At 36.0% G+C, this 21018-nt stretch carries 9 protein-coding genes; 1 reads left to right on the top strand and 8 read right to left on the bottom strand.

Going from position 1 to position 21018, the window contains the following annotated elements:
- Position 1 precedes the first annotated feature (1 nt).
- The 8 genes from K8B81_RS15935 to K8B81_RS15900 all read right to left on the bottom strand — a co-directional run bounded on the left by K8B81_RS15935 (position 2) and on the right by K8B81_RS15900 (position 20136).
- Positions 2-6544: a T9SS type A sorting domain-containing protein gene (locus tag K8B81_RS15935; RefSeq protein WP_223682552.1), complete on the bottom strand. Its 6543-nt coding sequence runs from the start codon at positions 6542-6544 to the stop codon at positions 2-4.
- A 16-nt stretch (positions 6545-6560) separates the two neighbouring features.
- Positions 6561-7928: a hypothetical protein gene (locus K8B81_RS15930; protein ID WP_223682551.1), complete on the bottom strand. Its 1368-nt coding sequence runs from the start codon at positions 7926-7928 to the stop codon at positions 6561-6563.
- Between the two features lie 3 nt (positions 7929-7931).
- Entirely contained in the window at positions 7932-9260 is a 1329-nt protein-coding gene (locus K8B81_RS15925) for a hypothetical protein (protein WP_223682550.1), read from the bottom strand.
- 3 nt (positions 9261-9263) lie between these two features.
- On the bottom strand, positions 9264-10955 hold the full coding sequence (locus tag K8B81_RS15920) for a SprB repeat-containing protein (protein ID WP_223682549.1): 1692 nt from the start codon (positions 10953-10955) through the stop codon (positions 9264-9266).
- 3 nt (positions 10956-10958) lie between these two features.
- Complete coding sequence (locus K8B81_RS15915) at positions 10959-12149, bottom strand: hypothetical protein (protein WP_223682548.1); 1191 nt, start codon at positions 12147-12149, stop codon at positions 10959-10961.
- Positions 12150-12349: 200 nt separating this feature from the next.
- Positions 12350-14419: a fibronectin type III domain-containing protein gene (locus K8B81_RS15910; protein ID WP_223682547.1), complete on the bottom strand. Its 2070-nt coding sequence runs from the start codon at positions 14417-14419 to the stop codon at positions 12350-12352.
- 2 nt (positions 14420-14421) lie between these two features.
- Complete coding sequence (locus K8B81_RS15905) at positions 14422-19212, bottom strand: hypothetical protein (protein ID WP_223682546.1); 4791 nt, start codon at positions 19210-19212, stop codon at positions 14422-14424.
- Positions 19213-19518: 306 nt separating this feature from the next.
- Positions 19519-20136, bottom strand: a complete 618-nt coding sequence (locus K8B81_RS15900) for an alpha-ketoglutarate-dependent dioxygenase AlkB family protein (RefSeq protein WP_223682545.1) — start codon at positions 20134-20136, stop codon at positions 19519-19521.
- A gap of 85 nt (positions 20137-20221) precedes the next feature.
- Here K8B81_RS15900 and K8B81_RS15895 point away from each other — a divergent pair, with 85 nt between their 5' ends.
- A complete protein-coding gene (locus tag K8B81_RS15895; RefSeq protein WP_223682544.1) occupies positions 20222-20989 on the top strand; it encodes an XRE family transcriptional regulator in 768 nt (255 codons plus the stop codon).
- Positions 20990-21018: the final 29 nt, after the last annotated feature.

Raw genomic sequence — 21018 nt, 5'->3', positions numbered from 1 at the left:
ATTACTGAATAATGATTTTTCTTAGTTTACTTCCTTGTTGCGATTCAAACAGTACAAAATAAAGTCCTGGTGGCAATCCGCCTAAATTAAATTTGAAAAGGTAATTGTCTTTTCCTTCTTCGGTTTTAGAATCAATAAGCAGGTTGTTGTTTAAGTTATACACCTTCACGTGAGCTGGCATAATTTTATCCAGTGTTACATCAACTGTAAAAATTCCCTGTGACGGGTTCGGATAAATTTTCAGGTCAAATTTTTTCTCTGTAATAGGATCCTCATCAGGATTTTCTTCATATTCTCCTTCAGTAACCAGAATTTGCTTGGTCTGGAAAGCGGTACAATTTCCTTTTTTAGTGTTTAAAGTAATTTCATACTTTCCGGTTTCACTAAAACTGATTTCGGCATAATCCTTATTTTTAGTCACAATATTTGCTTTAGCCGGTAAAGTCCATTCAATTTCATCAGCTTCGGGGTTACTGATATCCACAATTATAATTTTTTCATTTTTAAATACCTGACTTGACATTGCAAATTCAGCACTAATAGCTGTGTTTTGACTCAATATCTGAATGGTATCTGTAGCTTCGCAGCCTAATTTATTGGTTACAGTTACGGTGTAATTAGCAGGTTCAGAAACAGTAATCATAGCTTTATTGCTGGAAAAACCTTTATCAGATTTCCATAAATAAGTTGCTTTGTCATCGTCGATTGTAGCATTAATGGTCAAAGTCTGATCAAAGCATAATGTTACATCTTTACCAAGATCTATAACATCTTTAGGAGGATTTACAATTGAATAAGTTCTTGAAATAATACAGCCTTTAGCATCTGTAATTTCAATTGTATAATCTCCTGCCGATGCATTGTTTAAAGTATTTGTTTTTGCTCCGGTATTCCATGCATAAGTATAGGGTGCGATTCCGGCTATAGGAGTTACCACTATTGTAGCATCAGAACCGCCATAGCAGGTTGGGATTTTTATATTTTCTGCTGCATCCAGATGAGCCGGTGCTTTTGTTGTAATCGTTTTTGTAATTGTACAACCACGGCTGTCGGTTACCACTACAGTATAATTTCCGGGAGGGACATTTTGTATACTGGCCGTTTTAGCTCCTGTATTCCATGAATAATTATACGGCTGGGTACCACCGGCCGGTGTTGCATTTATAGTCCAGTCATTAAAATCTCCGCATAATACATAATCAGATGTCAGTATATTAGTTAAAATTGCAGGTTCTGTTACAGTCAAAACTGGACTTGTAGCCTTATTACCATTAGAATCAGTAGCAATTACATAGTAAGAACCTTTACCGATACCGCTTAAAATTGCAGTTGATGCAAGGGTGGTTGGGTTTCCGTTTTCAAACCACTGATAAGTGTAGTTTTCTCCGGACTTTAAGAATCCTCCTGTTGTCGTTGGTTTTAAACTTCCGTTTTTATCGCCATTACACAAGATAACATTTTGAACTGCAATACTTGTTTCCAGTAATGGTGGTTCTGTTATTTCTAATAATTCAGAAGTCAATTCACAGCTTTTGGAGTCTGAAACTATAACATAATATTTGCCTGCAGCCAAGTTTGCTACTGTATTTGTATTTTGATTGATATTAGTATTATCACTTTTAAACCATTTATAGGTATAGTTTCCGTTACCGCCCTGAGCAGTAATTGAAGCAGATCCGTTGCTTAAACCCTTTCCTGTAGCGGCAGAGGTGACAGCAGTTATGCTTAATGCTGTTGGAGTAGTAATTTTTACAGTCGTATTTGCACTACTACATCCCTGGGAGTCTTTTACATCAATTGTATAGTCTCCTTCCGCTAAATCTGAAATAGTTGTATTTGTTGCATTGGTAAAATTTTGCCAGTCTTTAACTAGTAAACCTTTATGAAAATAGCGATAGCTGAAATTTCCATTTCCTCCAGAGGCTGTCACAGTTATTGTTCCGTTGCTGTCTCCGAAACATTTTACAGGTTCCTGTGTTGTTGAAAATACTAACTGATCAGGCTGTATAACAACGATTGTATTACTGGTTACTTCTACTTTTTTGGAATCTTTTACAACAACATAATAACTACCCGGTTTTGCATTCACCAGGACATCTTCGGTTTCGTCAGCTAATAAAATAGAATTGCGGTACCATGAATATTTTTTTTGACCAAATCCGCCAGCTGCATTTGCTCCTATAATACCGTTGTTTGCATCATAACAGCTAATATTTTGAGTCTGGTTTACACTTATAGTTAAAGGATTGTCCCTGAAATCAAAATCAGCATATTTGATACATCCGGTTGCATCTTGGGCAGAGATATAATAATGATCCTTTGTTAATCCGGAAAAATCAGCTGTCATTAAGGGGCTGTTGGAAATCGTTTGTATTATTGTTTCTGCGCCTGCACTATTTTTTGTATAAAATTTATATTCATAGTTAGCTTTTCCACCTGTGATTTCAAAGTGCAGACTACCATCATTTCCATTTAAAGCAGTAGGGTTGCTGTACGTTATTTTTTCGATATCAAAACCAAAATCGGCAGGTTGCGTAATTTCGATGTTTTCTAAAACACCAATACAATGAGTAGCATCGCCAATATTATAATTTGCATCACGAACTTCAACTGCATAGCTACCTGCTGGGAAAGTATTTAATGACGTTGGGGTAAAGTTTTCGTAAATAGAATTGGAGAGGTTTTTCCTTTTCCATTGGTAACTGTATTCTGGCATTCCGTTCACTATTAATGGCGTTCCGCCTGATACAGAAAGAGCAATCGCTCCGTCCTTATCTCCAAAACATCTTACGTTTGATTTTGAAGCTAATGAAACAACAATCGGCGTAGGTTGTTTAAAAACTACATCAATACTATTCGATTCAATTCCGCTTACATCAGTTGCAGTAAGTGTATAATCTCCATCAGCTATGTTAGCAAAATTTGCTGTATTTCCGTTAATGTTGGTAACGGCAGCTGTAGCCTTATTTTTTAATTTATAGGTGTAAATTTTATCCGCCTGATTTTGATTATAAGTTGCTCCGCCATTGGCTGTAGCAACTAACGAACCTAACAAGCCATTACATTTAGCCTGAAGATGAGTTTCAGTAAGTGCAGGTTTCGTAGGCTGCTCAATTATATATGTTTTTGAATCAAAACAATGATTAGAATCGGTTACCGTAACACTGTAAATACCAGCAGGAGCATTAGAAAGCACAGGATTGTTTGTACCCACAATTGTCCCTGCATTATTTTTCCATTGGTAGGTGTAAGGTAATGTTCCTCCCACTGCGCTTATTTCTATTTTTCCAGTTGATAAACCAAAACCCGTAGTTGGTGTAACTGTTGCATTATCTTCTATAATTACGGATTTAGCAGGCTGGGTAATCTGAATAGTTTGTTCAACAGGTCCGCAAAGATTTTTGTCAGTTACTCGTATTGTGTAAGTTCCTTCAGAAAGTCCTGAAATGATTCCGTTCTGATAATCTACAGTTCCTCCAGTGCTAATTATAGAATAGGGTTTTGTGAGGTCAGTATCTTTTGTTCCTCCAGTTATATGGAGTGTAATCGTTCCGTTATTTCCTCCAAAGCAGGAAACATTTTCTTTCGTGTATGTAAAAGCTAATTGATCCGGTTCAGTAATTGTAAAAGTATTGGTGCCAAAAAGAGCATTACTATTTGTATCTTTAACAGAAATTACATAACTGCCTGCTCCTAAACCAGATGCTTTTGAAGACGTTGAAGCAGCAGAAATAATCTCGGTAGAAGTATATTTTGTTCCGGTTGTAGTGTTGATCCATTCAAAGCTATATTCTTTTACACCACCCTTAACAATAATAGTATATTCGCCTGACAAATCTCCCTTACAAAGAATATTTGTAAAAGGTGTCTGAGCTAAACTTACTACTTCTAATTTATCAGGCTGGTTAACAGTGTAGTCAATTTGAGGCAGTGTACAGCCATTTGCATCTTTTACAATTAAGTGATAAATTCCGGCGCTCAGATTGGCTATTGACGCTCCAGTACCAATTATTGCAGTTGCACTGCCTTTTCTCCACTCGTAGCTATAATTTGGTTTTCCACCGGAAACAGTAACGGATATACTTCCATCATTGGTTTCAAAACCTTTTAGATGTACAGGTCCCGGACTTGAAACCTGAAGTGGGGCAGTGGGTTGGGTAATTTTGACTGGCTGGCTAAGAGTTGCAGTACATTCATGTCCAATTGCATCTTTAACAATTACATTATATTCACCAGCTTCCAGCGTATTTAAGTTTCCTGTATAACTTGTGCCATCTTTTGTCCATTGCTGGGTGTAAGGTGCAGTTCCTCCTTCAATTGCAATTTCGATTGCGCCTGTTGCGGCACCAAAGCATAAAACATTGGTTTGTTTAGCAACTGATACTTTTAAAGCGTCAGGCTGTGCTAATTTAAAATTGATTTGTTGCGCAGAGGCAAATGGTCCCGGCTCAGGGTTTGCACTGTCAGTTACATAAACACTGTAGTTGCCAAATCCTATAGCTGATAGGCTTGCTGAATTTTCTCCGGATAATGTAGTTCCATTCTTTTCCCATCTGTATTTATAAGGAGCAACACCTCCTGTAACTTCCGTAATCAACTGTCCATTAGAATCTCCATTACATTTAATAAAAGCAGATTCTTTAATAAGTACTTCAAGTTTGGTTTTTTCCAGAACCGTAAAAGTGTATTGTACAGACTGACATAAGTTTTTATCGGAAATTGTTAAGTAATAAATTCCTGCACTCACTCCATTTAAATCTCTAACACTTGCTGTAAAGCCATTATTGGATGTCCATTTATATGTATAGCCGCCATTACCGCCCACAGGATCTGACGGGAAAAGGACAGATCCTGTACTTTGACCGTTAATAGCAACATGTGTTATAGATGGAGATGTAATGGTTATTTTAGGCGGATCTGAAATGATGATATCATTGAGGTTTTGTGTACATCCGTTTGCATCTGTAACGGTTACAGAATATGTTCCCGCTGATAGTCCGTGTCGGTCTTTGCTGACAGGTCCGTCAATCCATTTGTATGTATATCCTGAAGTTCCTCCACTTACGTTAATTTCAATTTTTCCATCACTTCCACCATTGCAGGAAACATTCTGTTGCTGGGTTGCGGCATTACTTGTAACCGATAGTGGCTGTAATGGAGATGTAATTGTATAAACAGCTGAGGTTACAGGTACCATTTTATCATCCATTACCTGAACAGAGTAAGAACCTGCTACAAGATTATGTATTGTTGCATTTGTTTCGTTATCTATTTTGGTGGCACCTTTGTACCATTGATATTGGTAAGCAGAGTTATTGGCAAGAGTTCCTCCGGTAGCCAGTATGGTGAGCGAACCTGTATTTTCTCCAAAACACTTCACATTTTGCTGGCTGACTAAAGTTACAGCTAAAGCTTCTAATTTTGCTACAGAAAGTAAAGAAGTACAATTGTTACTGTCTTTTACCAAAACCTCATAAGTACCATTTTCAAGATTGGTAATGATATTACTACTGTGTGATGATGTAATTCCGCCTTTCGTAATTAAATAGGTATAAGTTCCTGTACCTCCGGTAGCATTAATAGTTATTTTTCCATCAGTGCTATTCGTGCCGGATGGCTGCGTTGTTGTTAAAGAGGTAATAATTACAGCCGGAGGGGCTGTGATTATTATATCATTACTGCTATCATAGGTACAGCCATTTGCATCGGTAATAGTATAATAGTAATTTCCTGGAGGTAAGCCTGTCCTGTCTGGTTGTCCTGCTATATGTGTTGTGGTAAAGGTACCATTCCAAAGAATTGAATATCCTGGGGTACCACCGTTAATATTTAGTGTTATAGTACCATTATTGCTGCCATTACAGGTTACGTTAGTTTGGGTTTCTGCAACATTTATTGCAGGAATAGTTGTTATTAAAATCGGATCAGACCATGCTGTATTTACAGGTAGAGCATTGTCGATTACTTTAACTTTGTAAGTTCCTGCTCCCAGTCCACTGGCAGATTTGCCTTCTAAGTTTGTAGTAACAAAAGTAGTTCCGTTATCTTTAAACCACTCATATTTATAACCTATTGTTTCTGTCCCTCCTTGTGTATTTGCTACTGTAAGGGTTGCGGTTTCATTAGGACATTTTATTGCAGTTTCTACGGTAATAGTAACTAACAATTTTTCAGGCTGCTTTATAGTAAACTCATAAGGTTCACTTTTACATCCAGATTCTTTATCCTCTGCTATTAAAATGTAATCTCCTGCCATTAGTCCTGTCAACTCAGGAATAGGAGTAATAGGAGTAACACCTTTCTTCGTTAGGATGTAATTATAGTTATCTGAGCCTCCTTTAAATGTAATGACTATTTTTCCATTTGGTTCATTAAATCCTGTTGCTGGAATGATAGATGGAGTTCCGTTAATCTCAATAGGAGCAGGATTAACAAAAGTTACAGTTCTGGCACCATCAACTGCATTTGGGGTAACATTAGCCTCAGTTTGTGAATAACCCCAAAAACTTGTGATAAGCAATAATAATAGTAAATGTTTTTTCATAATTTTTATCTTAGGATTATTGCTCAATGCAGTTATTTGAATCTGTTACTTTGATGTTGTACTCTTTTAGTTCTGCTTGTTGTATGGTTACGGTTTTTTTGTTTTTGTCTGATGAATCAAACCGTATTCTTTTTACGTGTGTTACTCCGTTGATAATTTCAGTTTCTCCATTTAGGTTATTATAAAAATAAGGAGGAGTGCCGCCATCAGCTTCAATGGTTATATCAACCTTGCCATCATGGCACTTTGGATTATCTGCTATGACTTTAAAGGTGAGTGGCTTTGGATCATTATACGTGAAAGGTTTTGACCCAACTAAAACCCCTTTTAATATTCTTACAGTAGGATTAGGATCAGTAGGATGTTTTATTTGAGCCTGATATATTACTTCATATTCACGTCCACTTTCTAAACTCGTAAAATTTGATATATTAGAATAAGAATATATTTTAGATTCATCAGGATATGTTATATTACTCATTGAAAACATAGGAGTTGTTTTAATGGGCGGTGGGTTATTGGTAGTTTCTCTAACATACAATTGATATAAACTTTCACTTTTTGTAGCATCTAATGGTCTGTTAAATGTAATCTCTAATTTTTGTATGGGATCACCATTGCATTTTGGACCTTCGTAATTAACATCTGTAATTAAAGGAGCACACGGCAAATAATTTATTCGGATTGTATTTGCCGAAAAAGGTCTGCCAGGATATCCTATTCTAAAATAAATAGCTCTAAAATAATTAATGTGATCAGCTCCTAAAATATCATAAATAGAAAAATTAGAATTAGTAGTTCGGTTTGTTGAGATACCATTAATTATTTTTTGAGGAACAGTTATCCAGGTTGCCTGATTATCCAGACTATACTGCCAGTTATAAGCTTCTGGAGGATATCCATTGGGTAATGCCGCTAAGTTTAATCTTTCACCTGCACAAACATCATTGGTTGCGCTTAAATTTTGTATGCTCATATTATTAGGAGTAAAACCGCTGAAAAATGCATTTCCAAAACATCCTGATATTAAAAGATTAGTGCTGGCATTAGCTATCAAATTTCCTGCGCTTTGAGTACTCGGATATTGAGCAACCTGTACACTGCCATTATTGGTCATACAATAACCTCCGGAAGGAGTAAATGTATAAGAATTGGCTAATGGAATATTATTAAAAATTTTCGTAACTGTCCTATTACTGGAATTAACTATTTGATCTTGTCCTGGTGCACCGCTAAAACTATAATTAACAGAACTATTAGAACAATTAAGTCCAGAACCGGTACAAGTAATATAGTTGTAGGATGCAGTTGCGCTATAACTAAGAGTTTGCCCCACTAAGTTTTTAAAACAAAAAACAAAAAATAAGAGTATAATTTTTTTCATAAACTAAAGTGTTTTTTCAATACAATCATTTTCATCCATTACCTTAATACTATTTACGGCTGTTGGAACCAATCCTCTAATATGATAATAACCGTCAGCTTCCTTTACAGGTTTAGGACTTGTTTTTTCTACACCATCGACATAAAATTTATACCCACCTGTTCCGCCGGTAACAGCAATAGATACTTCTGCAAGATCATCAGTACAGATAGGGTTATCTGCTTTTTTTATTTCAAATTTTAAAGGGGCGGGTTCAGTATACCTGAAATTAAATTCTTCCGGAGAATACAAAACACCTCTCATAATAGGATTTGAAGCATCATTAGGATTTGGTATTTGTGCCTGATATTTTATCCTATAGGTATGACCGTTTTCTAATTGTTGAAAACTGGTGTATGTATATTTTTTGGTGTCATCCGGATATGATATTGGTTCTGGAATCTGCATAAATATTTTAGAATCATCTTCAACATCAACTACAGAAAGTGAAGCTATTTGTTCTTTTATTGCAGTATTCAGTTTCTCGTTAAATGTTATAGATAACGATTCAACAATATCACCATTGCATGGAGGTCCTTTAAAAGAAACTTCTGAAACAGTTGGGCCGCACGCCGAATAGTTAATTTGAATCACATTGTTAGAAAATGGTCTGTCACCATACCCAATTCTGAAATAAATATCTTTCCCAAAATAATTTTCATGTACTTCATCTAAAATGTCGTAGACAGTAAACTTAGACACTTTTGTATCATTTATATTCATTCCGTTTACCATTTTATTTGGTACATCAATCCAGATTGTCTGGTTATCGAGAGAATATTGCCAGTGATAAGCTTCGTCGGGAAACCCTTCAGGAAAAGCAGCTAATTCTAGTTGTGAACCTGCACAGACTTCTGAAGGATTTTTAGTATTCAGATTTTGTATGATAATGTTTGGTTTAAAATTATTTATTTTGAGACTTTCATCTACACATCGATTTAAGGTAACTGAACCGCTTTTTATTAAAAAAATTGCTGAAACAGTCCTTGTTTCATCTCCATCACAACTAGATGTTCCATTATTCGAGAAACAAGTAGATTTTATCGTTATTTTGAATTGATTGTAGTTTGGGACTGAGAAATATTCTTCGTATACATCTTCAACATAATGAATCTTATTTTTTATTTGTTCACTAATTTTTGCATTGCTAGTACCTCCACGAACAGAAAATCCATATTGTCCTTGCCAACAGTATTTTTGAGTTGCTACAGAATAATAGAGATCAAAACTGTATGTTTGTCCAAAACTATAGTGAATAAATCCCATAACTAGCAATAAATAAAGTCTTTTCATATACTAAAGCGTTTTTTCGATGCAGCCATGCTCATCAGTTACTTTTATTTTATAACTCTTTTTAGCATCGGTTACAGACAAGCTCAGTGGCTGACTGGCAGATCGGCTTATAGTCATAATATTGTTTGTCGTGGTTGAAGTTTCAACTGTTGTAACGGTAAACGGAATTTTAGTTCCTTCGTCTAAAGAATAAGAGTATTTTCCGGAGCCTCCTTTAACGTTTATTGTCAAACCTCCTTCTCCGTCATGACATAAAGGATCTGTGGGGCTAATTGTAAAAGTAAGCGGCTCTGGATCCTGATATACAAATGGTTGTTCTGAAAGAAGATAACCTCTTCCAACCCCATTGACCATGCCTTGGTATTCTACAGCATAGGTGGTATTATTTATGAGTTTGTTATTGACAGTTGTAATAATAAAGGAATGTTTGTATTTTCCTTTTATTGGGTCATAAACCAGATTGGTTACCACATCTTGTGACAACTTAGGCTGGTCTTGGGATTCTTTAGGATAACGGACAATTTGCACAGGCCATAAAGATTCTCCAGCCTCTAATTTTCGGCTGAAATATACATCAAGGCTTGTTACGGGATCACCACTGCATTTAGGGGCAACATATTCTACTCCCGTTACTACAGGCGCACCAGGGTCATAATTAAAATGTAGTATATTGCAAAAAGACCTGTCTCCCGTTCCATATCCCAGCCTGAAATCGATAGGACCAAAAACAGACGTATGTCCGGCACCAAGCATCTCCTGCATGGTAAACATGGTTTTATTGGTTTTGTTTATTTTAAGATTGTTGACTAACTTGTCAGGAACATCATGCCAATAAATACCACCATCAGTGCTGTACTGCCAGTTATATACAAAAGCAGGGAATAAATTAGTGGTATTTGCTGCAGGTGTTTTGGCTTCCAGTGTAATTTGTTCACCTGCTATTATATTTGTTGAATTTTTATCTGTTCGGGAGATGACTAAATCGTTGGGGCGGAAATTACTTATTGTAATATGGCCGTCCGGAGTATCATCAACACCATCATAAGCAATGCCCCCCGTGATAATAGAACATTCTATACAATAATCACGATCTAAAGGATCACTTGCAATTGTATTTTCATTCCCGTAAGGAATGCGACTATAGCAATTTGAACCCGATACTCTTGAAAACGGAACTTCTATAATTAAATCATCATAGGTGTCAGTGCCCCAAGTGTTTGATCCTGTATATCTAACTTCATAATTCCAGTTAATATGTCTGTCCTGATAAAAAATACGGCCCCTCGCTTCACCATAATATAGATCAGAATGTGGATTTGGATATTGGCCAGGCCAATAATAACGACTGTATTGTGTCTCGACATTTCTTCCAGGGAATTTAGAGTCTATGGGATTAAAAGAATTGTCATAATCATAATGATACCAGAGCATAAATTCATTGTCGATAGTTGTTGTATAAGTTCCTGTTCTAGGTGTATCCCTGCTTCCTCGAAAATCCTCACCGGCGGATCCAAAACTCCAAAAATAGGAGTTAAAGGTTTCATTGCTGTAATACCAACTGCCTGAAGTTGAATTAGGAGAGCAATAATTGGAAGACACTCCACAAGCATAATACTCAACATCAAAAGTATAAGTAAGCTGCCCAAATGTCCAGTAAGAATTTATAAAAACAAAAAGGAATAAAAGTTTCTTCATAAACTAAAGTGTTTTCTCAATACAGTTATTTCCATCCATTACCTTAATACTATTTACTGCTGTAGGGATTAATCCTCTGATATGATAATAACCATCTGCTTCTTTTACCGGTTTTGGGGTTGTCTTTTCGACTCCGTCGACGTAAAATTTATAATCTCCTGTTCCGCCGGTTACAGCGATAGAAACTTCTGCAAGGTCTCCAAAACATATTGGGTTGTCTGCTTTTTTTATTTCAAATTTTAAGGGTGTAGGACTCTCTATAATAAATTCATCAGTAACTACTACACTGGAATTTAAATTTTCTGAATTATCAGAAATACTTTGTGCCTGATATTTTATTATGTAATTACCTTTCTCGAATCCTGTCCAGGTAAATTCATTATTTATTATTGAGGATTTGGGAACAAAAAGGTTACCTATTAAAATTGGAGTAGATGAATTCTTAAATAAATTTAAAAATAATTGTTCATCGTCATTTAGTTTTTCTTTAAACTTTAAAGTAACACTTCCTGTACGTTCATTACTGCATAAAGTTTTTGAAGTTAGAGGGGGGTTAATTTCTAATGCTGGAGAACATGGTATAATATCATAAGTTATCACGTCTGAAAAATTAGGTAAATACCCCGTCTTAATATTTATTTTTTTCTTTCCATCAGGATTGGCTAAATCAGTTAATTTAAATGAAATACTTGTTTTTGCCTGAAATGCACTTGGAAAATCTGACCATGGTTCTTCATCAAATCTATACTGCCAATTCCAACCATGGTTTAAAGTAATTGTTTTTTCTTTACAAATATTTGTATCATAAGGTTGTGTCAAATAAATCCCATATATTTCTGAATATGCAACACAAGCATTAATAATACCATAGGTAAAAGTTGCTTTATTATATGGAATTGATGTTGAAAAAATGCAATTTATAGTCCCATCGCTATCACTTGTTGTGGACAGGCATGAAATAGAAGTTGGATTATCTATTATGTTAATAAAGTCATATTCTACAACTATTATATCTTTAGAATAGGGGCCTTTATTAATCCTGGTATTTCCTATAAATATGTCATGGTTTCCGGAAAGACTTTCCGAACTCTCAGCGGGACGCAATGTAGTCTTTATTAAAACCCCATATTTAGTTTGCCCCTGAAGAATAATACTAGCCATAATAAGCAAAAAGAAGAATAATTTTTTTATCATATTTAATTTGTTGTTTGGTCAATGTCAATTTAATTATTTTTTTATCTTTTAAAATAATTAATCATCTTCCAACTATAAATACTAATATATCTGTTGCTATTTTATCAGTTATATTTGTCTGTTTACTTCAATAATATAAGTCTGACCGTAAAACTTCCTTCATGAGAAAAAAGAAAAGTAGAATGTAGTTCTTTCATAGATTAAAATTTTAAACTAAAAAAATCCATTTTAGAGGTCCTTCCGTCTTTATACACCGCTCTTATACCATATTTATAAGTGGTATTGATGGTAATAGTAGGATCAGACAGACGTTTTATTTTTCCATTAAGTACCTGAATTAGCTGCAAAGGTTCGGTATCTGATGCCTTATAAATTTCAAAACTGTTTACCTCCATATTTGCATATTCCCATGACAAATCAATAGTATTGGTCGTTTTATTAGCCTGCGCAAAAAATCCTTTTACAGCTGGCATTACTGAATATTTTGGCACAAACATAGCGACTTCGGGTGATGCTTTAGAAGTTAAATTACTCTCATCCTTGGCAAAAATGGCATAACGGTAGGTATTGCCTTCAACAACGGTTTTATCCTGAAATTTTTCTTCCTTGTTTTTGGTATCCAGAATAAGTGCCCAGTCTTTCTGGTCATTTTCTTTTCTGTATAACTGATGGCTGACAACATCTTCGCTCTGGCTGTTGACCCATTCCAGGAAAACCGCTCCCTCTTTTATTTCGAAATCTGAAAATATAGGTGAAGTAGGAGGTATTACATCAGGTTTCTTGATGATTAGTACTTCTGAAAAATCCGACATATTATAGCGGTTATCTACTGCAATTATTTTATAATATACCTTAGGGTTTAAGTTTTTAATTTGTACTTTATCATCGTAAGTAATAGATTCGTGTGGGCTTACTGTAATCTGAGCGAATTCTTCGTGAGGAGTATTTCCTTTGTAAATACGGTACCCTAACAAATCCTTTTCTTTGTTTGCAGTCCAGGTTAGCTTTACTATGCCTAAACTGTCAATTACACCTTTTAATCCGATAGGTTTTGAAGGTGGTATAGAATCTACAGGCTGTACAAGCATGGGAAAAGAAGTTCTGTTGCTCCCTTGTTTACCTATCGCAGTAATAGTAAAATAATTGGTTGATAAAAGCTTATTATACGTTACAGAACGACTTTTTGCCGGTATGTTTTTTACAACTGTGGTGTAGTTGATATCATCACTGTCAGAACGGTTTAATTCAAATCCTGAAATTTCAGCATCACCTTCTACCGGGAATTCCCATGTTAAGGTAACAGTTGTATCATCTTTAAAATCCTTCACTTTTAGATGAGGCACAAATTTCAAAATGGTAGTTCCTTTTCCGGTAATAACTTCAGAATAAGGGCTTAATTCACCAAATGGAGAAATTCCCTGTATTCTGTAACTGTAAGGTTTGTTGTTGGCTATAGAATCGACATAGAAAATACGGTTGTTATTGGCATTTTCCTGATTTAAGGAGGTGTAGGGTTTATCAGTAATTCTTTCAAAAGTCTTTTTATCTGTGGAGCGTTCTATATAATAACTTCCATACACTTGTGATAAGGTTTTAAAATTCCAGCTAAGCATACTGCTTTTGTCTGTAAAGTGGACCGTAAAATCAAGTGGTTTTGGTAGGGGTTCATATTCTTTAAGCCCCACGAATATTCCGCCATAGTCAATAATTAGTTCATTTTCCGGAACATTTGAAACAACCCTGTAAGCATATTTTTCATTTAGTTTGGCAGTCTTATCTTCAAAACCCAGACCGGCCTTCTTTGCCGTTTCAAAATCTTTATCAGCACTAAATAAGGCAAATGTAAAACGTTGTTCATTCTCTTCAGAAAGGTTTACAATGTTTTGAATAGTACCACCTCCTTCTACAGCAAAACTCTCACCATAAATAGCCTGTGCAATAATAGCGGCATTATCATTAGTTTCAATAACTTTTTCCCATGATTCTAGCGGTTCAGGTTTTATAACTTTGGCAAGAATCAATTTTTCAGGTTGCGTTAAGGTTTTATTGTCACGCGTCACGGTATATCTTTCTAATCTATAACCATAAGTATTTAATTTTTTCCAGGCAATTGGGGTCGTAACAGCCCATCGCAATAAGATTCTGTCTTTTTGCACTCTGGCTATAACTTGAATTTCGGGTTTCTTTTCAGTTATAGTATCTTCTTTACTTTGGGAAAAACTGGTAAAGCCTATTGTAAAAAAGAATAGGATTGAAAATAGGGATCTCATGCTTAATTTGATTTGTTGAAAGTAAAAATAGAACTTGTTCCTGCCTGACCTCCGGGAAGTGTATAATTCAGTTTAATGTTGTAATTGCCTTTTTTCAAATATGGAAATTCACCGTTAATGATGTAATTATATTTCGCTATCATAGCCTGATTAGAGGTATTCAGATATTTGTTTACGATTTTATATCTTAAATCAATAAAATCATTTTTATAGTAAAACGGCAGGTTATAACGATAGGGAAGATATTCCTTAAGCATGAAACTGGTTGGATTGTTAAAAATATAATCCTGATACCAGGCCATCGTTTCTACACCTTTTACAGGAGGGACCCCCAAAGCAATATTGCTGCTTTTATTCAGTTTTAAATCAGCTTCAAGAGGATATCCCTGATAGATAAGAGGATAAATTTCATTGTTGTAATAATTGTTGTCTAAAATAGCTTCCGTGCTTACAAGTGGTTGAAATAAAGTTTTCGAATTACCAATAAGTTCTGCTTCATCAAAAGGTTCAGTAGAACTGTTTAAGGATTGTAAAGCATGAACATCAGAATAGATAATTTCCACTAATGTTTGTTTAGGCTTTTTGGCAGCCATCTTTTCCTGAAAAGTATTGTATTGGCTGGTGTTAAAGTTGTATTGTACCAACTCAATAGCTTCTGCACCGGAAACAACTTCTTTAAGTTCATTGTTTTTTACATCCACATTATTATTGTCAGCCAGATTTTGACTCTGGTAATTTTCGGTTAAATTACCATTGGCTTCATTTTGTTTTTCCAGTGTCATTAACGATAAATTGTAAGGCTTTGCCTGTTCCAATACAGGTAAATCAACAATTACTTTTTTCAAATCAGAATTATATCGGATAGCAGTGCTGGTTGTTTTATTTCCGGTTTTATATATAGCTTGTTGGGATTGACCTGGTTTTAATTCAAACAGATAAGTCTGACCCTGTTTCAGTACGATATAAGCTTCCTTACTTTCATTTTGATATACATACTTTTGGTCAAATACAGGATAACTGTAAGCAATATTGTTTACAGGAATATTTTTAGGTGCTGCACCTGTAGTAAAGTTTCGGACCTCATTTTCCATAGCAACCTGACCTTGATCCATAATGGTTTTCCAGGTTCCGTTTACATTTTCCTGAAAACTTACTTTGGCAGTTATGACCAAATTAGAATTCTGAGGCAAAACTTCACTGGCATTAAAACTTAGTAAATCTTTGGTGGTATTCCAGCTTATGGTACCAATAACCGGAACACCATCTTTTTTGATGGTATATTCTTCAAGTTTGAGTCGGTATGTTTTGGTTCCCTGATCATCTTCGAGTGTAAAGTTTTTATCTACAGGCATATTAAAGGCAACTTGTGGAATTGCAAAAACATCTACATCTTTTGAGCCTTCCGTTGGGGTAATGTCAGCAATAGATTTTAATCCTGCCAATGGATCTGCATTTATAAATTCACATTCTTTTCCAAACTGTAATTTAAATCGGAAACTACCTCGTATCGCTCCTCCGAGGATACTAAATTTGCCGGCCATGTAACCGCGTATCCATAACGGATTAGGTAGTTTGGCCTGTAGTAAAACAGCGCCTCCTCCCTTGATGATAGAGATTTTCTTGCGTACAAAAAGCAATTTAATATTGATGCCCAGTTCTCCTTGAAGGTATGCATAAGATTGCCCATTGGCATACCATCCGTTTAAGCCAATTTGTCCGGAACCCTTACATTCAGCGTCTCCGTAATCTTTTACCATAATGTCGAATCCGAATCCGGCTTGAAAATTAGCGTAAAACATTAAAAAGCTTAAATTCCCTGTTTTTATGCTAAAATCTGCACCAAACGCAAATCCTCTTCCTGAATCAATCATATTTTCATTACGCATATAATCCAGTTTGGAAGCATCAACTCCCAAAAGTTGCGCGACAATAGCAGGCGGTGGAGGACTGCCCGGAATATCGTCACCCAGCATGAAGTAACCACCGGCTTCCACTTCAATTGATCCTATGGCTAATTTAATACCTAATCGGTCGGTCGGTTTTCCCATATGTATGTACCATTTATCCGGACCAAAATGTAAAACAGCCCATCCGGCTCTATTTCCGGATGCACGGCCTTTTATAAAACCACCGGGGGTATCAATATATAGATCAAATGAGCCATGTAAAGTTTTGGCTTTGAAGTCATATTCAATAGCAGCAAAAGCATTGATTCCCATAGAGCTTTTTACATCATTTGGATATAACGTAGCCGCAGCTTCTGATAGATTAGATGTTTTTAGAGCCTCTAAAGCTACTTTTGACATAAGGCTTTCATTTTCTGCTACAGCTTTTAAAGCGCCTTGCAATTCTTCTGCACCCGGTATTTCAAATGGCTGCATTACATGGCCTTCTCCGTAAATACTGATTCTGTTTACACCACCATGATTGTTAAAGGCGATTTCAAAACCGGCACCTCCCCAAAAAGCATCGGCAGTAGCAGTTCCGGCAAATTTAATCATGGCTTTTACCCCAAGACCGGATTCGGAATCAGGAACATAATTAGAGCCTGAAGCAGCAAACCGGTTGCTAAAACCGTCTTTTTTCATTCGGTAATAAGCACCACCGCCAAAACCTTTAAAAGTAATAGCGCCAGCCGGGATATTCAGGTTATCCACCATAGCATCTACATACCAGTATCTGAAAGTGGTAGAACCAAAAATAGCATTGGCCTCAACAGATATCCCTCCTGAAAAATCAGCTTTTAGTGATCCTTTAAAACCTTTGCCATAGACAGGGTCATTGTCCATTATTTCAATGCTTCCTTTGAATTTCATACCGCCTAAGTCGGCAGCAATATCTACCCGTTCAAATTTTAAATGAGAAAATTTCCACTTTTGTATGCCATCGTCTTTTCCAAATTTACCTACGACATTAAATCTTGTCCGCCCGCTAAATTGATCCTTCATCAAATTAACAGATAAATCTATTTTTAGGGATGCGGATGCATCATCAGCTATAAGGGCAATCTCATGGATCGTGATTGGGAAATTGGCTACTTTAGAAGAATTAGGATCGGTTTCAGCCTCATTTTTATAGCCAAAGTATTTCGCTTTGAAAATGGGGGTTACCGTTTGTAATTCTAAATCCTGAAATAAGATGCCCTGAAAAGCGACGGCACCTTTTTCATCTTCATCTTCATCTACTGCTTGAGCTGGAGTTGGAGTTGTTGTAGTGGTTTTAGTTTGGGTAGCTTGTGCCATCGGTAGCCCCATTGAAGATAATGGAGGTCCGGAAGCTTCGGGTTCCTGATCAGCATTTGGCTTATTACTTCCTTTTATGGTAATGCTTCCATTTAAAAAAGCTTTCGGTAAAAATTTGCCTTCTTTTATCTTTAACTCGATGTAAGATCCCTTGTCAAATCGGGCGGTAGCTTTAAACGCCTGAAAGCAGACATTTTCGCTTACTTCCGCTTTTAATAAATATTCATCGTCAACAGGATTAATAAGAGCATTATATGAAATTTCACCACGTGTTTTAGCAGCGCATTTTTTAGATTTATCAGATAACGGTAAAACAATAGCTCCGTTAAATTTGGCATGCATTAGTGAATTTGCCCTGAATTCCATTTCAATATGATCAACAGAAAACTGCCATCCTGCAGCACTGCCTTTTCCTAAATCCAGAACATTGTCGGCAGAGAAATTTCCGGATACACCCATTCGGTCTATTAACAGATTGGTTGCTTTAAATGTAAGTCGGTTATCGGTTCCTTTCTCCTTGAATTGGGAAGGAAGGACTACTTTTAACGAACTTACAAATAATCCTCTCCATAAATTTTCATTTCCGGGCACCAGATAATCTTTTTGATAATCTTTGGGCCAGACAATAGAACTGGAATTATGAAGGTCGCTGAAATCAATTACGGCTTTGTTCAGTTCAAAACAGGTTCCTTTATAATTGGTCAGTTGAAAAGTAGGCAGTGATATTTCTACTAAAATATCATTCCAGTTCGATACAATAGTTTTAAAAGAAGCCTGAACTCTTTTTTCAGTAGGAAGAGGATTGTAACTGGCATCGACCGGCTCTAATAAATTTCTCGAAAAAACAACATCAGCTTCCAGTCCCAATTCCTTAAAGCCGTTACAATCTATAGTTACATAAGTTTTATTCTTTACTTCGCCGGTTGACATTTCCATGCCGCCTTTTAAAATCAGCAACAAATTCTCACCATTGATTTTTATAGGGACATCGCCAAGTAAAACCAGATTAGTAGCGCCAACCAAGCCGCCTTTATGGGAAAGTTTGATATTATTGGCCCCAAAAAATAACTGCTTTTGTTTTCCTGTTTCATCAGTTTGAGGAAGAGTAATCCTTACAAAAGCGGTCAATTCAGTATATTCCGGAGTAAATTTGGCATTGCTGATCCCTAAAAGATATTGTATGCCGCCAATTGTTTTTTTGATTCCTAACGGCAGGGTTGAAAGCTTTTTGGGCTCCAGAAAATCCGTCAGAAGGCTCATGTTCTTGTCAATTTCTTCACAGGTAGACATCGCCTTGCCTAGGTCATTGCTGGTTTGGGCTGAAATTGGGAAATGGCTTTGAATAAAAGAACTGGTAAATTCACTTTCTGCTGGTACCGATATCGAAGATGGACTAAGGGAAGAAACCTCTTTTTGCGGTATTTTTTTTAATAAAAGTGATTGTTTTTTTTGAGCAGTAATAGTATCATTTGCATGGGCAAAAGTGCCAGAAATGATAAATAAAATAATATAAAAAAAGGAATATGTGAACTTTTGGGTAGTTTTTTTCAATTGCAGACAGGTTAAGTGATATCAAGTGATTCTTTGCACAGTAACCTTTGTAAAGAAAGACTTATTATAATAGATTTTACGGCGGTCAAATATAAAATAAATTTAACAGGAAAAAATAGAGAATTTAAACTTTTTTTTAACATGTTTTTTAATATTAATAAAAGGATGCAAAAACGCTATTATAGGGTGTTATATCATAGAATACAGCAATTTTATGGCAAAGTAGAAATGGAAGTTATAAACATTTATTTCTTTGCTGGAGTATTGTCAAAAGTAGAGTTTTAGTAAGGTTTTTGTGTGCCTTAATTATTTAAGAATCCTCCTAAAAGTAAGGTTAATTCTGGTTAGTACATCTCTGGAGGTTTTAGGAACCTGATGCTGCCAGAAACTGTTTGTAGCGCCTGCCATCAGTAAAAATGTGCCATGATGCAGCGGAATCTCAATTTGCGGAATCTCTTTTCGAAACTTGTGTCTCAGCCTGAATATTCTGGTTTCTCCAAAGGTAACAGAGGCAATGTCCATGTCCTTGTTGCTGCTTTTGGTCTTGTCGCTGTGCCATCCCACACCGTCTTTTCCGTTTCGATAAAGGTTAAGCAGTACGGCATTAAATTGTATATGGGTTTCTTTTTCTACGCGCTCTCTGATTACTTGCAGTTCAGCCGGCCAGCTTTGACTGGATTCGCTTCCATCTAAATTGTCGTCACTATACCAGGAAATCATTCTGGGTGCGGTAACTATTTTATCATACATAGGCATATCATATTCATGCCACTGCGTTTGATGAAGTAAGGTAGTGTAATAATAATCAGACTCTTCTTTCGAAAAAAAATTGTCGATTAAAAGCAGGTCAGCATCAGGAACATCAAACTGTTTTTTGCCTCCTGTACCGCTCGAAAACAATTCGGTATCATTAAAAAGCGTCATTTTCATTGTTTTGGAAAATACAAAATTAACACAGGTAGTAACAATTTTTTCTATATTTGTAGTTATAAATTGTAACAAATAAAATATGTCCTTATTTTCAGATAACATCAGGGTCTTAAGGGTTAGGCAAAAAATCTCACAGGAAAAATTAGCAGAGAATCTTCAGATTACGAGAGGCAGGTATGTCAAATATGAAGATGGTACTTCTGAGGCTCCTTATGAAATTTTAAAGAAAATAGCCCGTTATTATCACATGAGTATTGATTTGCTGCTTTCGGTAGATATCCGTAAAATAGATATCCAGCATTTACTAAAACTGGAAAATAACAGGTTGGTTTTGCCGATTATGGTAGATCATCAGGGAGAAAATTATATTGAAGTAGTAACTCAAAAAGTAAAAGCGGGTTATCTCAATGGCTACGCAGATCCCGAATATATTGAAAGTCTCCAGCAAATTTCACTTCCTTTTCTGGGACCAGGCAAACACAGAGGCTTTCCCGTTGAAGGGGATTCAATGCCACCGCACGAAGACGGAAGCATCATTGTAGGGCGCTATGTCGAAAGGCTGGGAGATGTACAGGACGGCAAAACCTACATCCTCATTACAAAAAATGAAGGAATGGTGTACAAGCGTCTTAATAAAAATAAAAAGAACGCTTTGGTTTTAGAATCAGACAATAATTTCTATCCAAATTATGAAGTCAGGCTCTCAGATATTATCGAAATCTGGGAATACCGCTGCAATATAGGGCGCACAGACAAAAAACAGGAATTGAATGAAATTCAGGACTTGAAAGAATTAATTTTAGATGTAAAGAGGGAAGTAAACGAAATACGGAAGAATAAAGGATAAGCAGATGATGTAAAGCGGAATTTTACTTC

Source organism: Flavobacterium hibisci (assembly GCF_020026925.1).
In the GTDB taxonomy this organism is placed as follows: domain Bacteria; phylum Bacteroidota; class Bacteroidia; order Flavobacteriales; family Flavobacteriaceae; genus Flavobacterium; species Flavobacterium hibisci.
Note: the sequence above shows the minus strand (reverse complement) of the source record. Positions and strands in the feature narration are given on the sequence as shown.